The following is a 1,425-nucleotide window of genomic DNA, read 5'->3' on the forward strand; positions in this document are numbered from 1 at the left end:
GTGCCAATGCGGGCGGTGCCAATGCCTTTGGCACCGGTGCCGGTGCGATTGCATTGGACAATGGCACGCTGAATGTGACGGCGACCTCAACAGTGGCCAATGCGATCACGGTTGCGGCGGCTGGCGGGGCGATCACAACGGATAATGATGTGACGGCGACACTGACAGGGGCGATCACGGCGACGGGTGGTCTGACCTTTGGCAATGGCACGGATACCTCGGTATTTGCGCTGGACAATACCGGCCTGTCTACTGCGGCGGCGGCGACGACAATTGCTTCCGACAGCACGGTTGTGCTGGGCTCGACGCAAAGCGCGGGGTTGTTTTCCAACGGGCTTGCCCTGAATGGTACGCTGGACCTGAATGGCAATAACACGGCGGTCAGCGCGGTGACCGGTGCCGGCACGATCCATTCCAACAATGCGGCGAATACCACGCTGACGATCAACGGTCCGGGCAGTTTTGGCGCGCTGGTCGCGGACGGCAGCGGCGGTACAGTTGCGGTGGTTGCGGATGGCGGCGGCGGCACCTTGTCGCTGAGCAACAGCCAGACCTACACCGGCGGGACCACGGTCAACAACGGCACCCTGTCGCTGGGCACGGGCAATGCGCTGGCCGATACTGGCGCTGTCACGGTGAACAGCGGCGGCACGCTGGCGCTGGCGACGGGGAATGAAACCATCGGAGCGCTTGGCGGGGCGGGCAACGTGACGCTGGGTGCAAATACGCTGACGGTGACAGGGGCAGAGACCACCAGCTTTGGCGGTGTGGCCTCGGGCACCGGTGGTCTGACGCTGAACAGCACGGGGCAGCTGACCCTGACGGGCGCAAATGATTACACCGGTGCCACGACGGTGACGGCGGGCACTTTGGTGTTGAACAACGCGGGCGGCATGGCGCTTGCGGACAGCACGGCGGTGACGGTGGACGGCACGCTGGATGTGCAGAGCAGCGAGACCATCGGCACGCTTGCGGGCGCGGGCACTGTAGATGTAAACAGCAACACGCTGACACTTGCCGGGGCGGGGGACACGACGTTCAGCGGCACGCTTGCCGGGGCGGGCGGTTTCACAAAGACCGGTGCGGGTATCCTGACGCTGAGCGGCAACAACGATGCATATACCGGCGCGACGACGATCAGCGCCGGTACGGTGATTGCGCAGGGCGGTCAGGCGCTTGGCAATGCCAGCGCGGTGACGGTGGACGGCACCTTGAACGTGCAGAGCAGCGAGACCATCGGCACGCTTGCGGGCGCGGGCACTGTAGATGTGAACAGCAACACGCTGACGCTTGCCGGTGCGGGGGACACGACGTTCAGCGGGACGCTTGCCGGGGCGGGCACTCTGGCGAAAATCGGCGGTGATACCTTGACCCTAAGCGGGGATAACACGGCCTATACCGGTGGTTTTACCATCAGCGGGACCA

General features: G+C 64.6%; 1 protein-coding gene. It reads left to right on the plus strand.

Annotated features, from left to right (window positions below):
* Window positions 1–1,425: autotransporter-associated beta strand repeat-containing protein (locus tag HKX44_RS19970; protein ID WP_276153118.1), on the plus strand; the 1,425-nt coding region annotated here is incomplete at both ends.

Origin of the sequence: Sulfitobacter sp. M05 (assembly GCF_029285175.1) — a bacterium.
GTDB lineage: Bacteria > Pseudomonadota > Alphaproteobacteria > Rhodobacterales > Rhodobacteraceae > Sulfitobacter.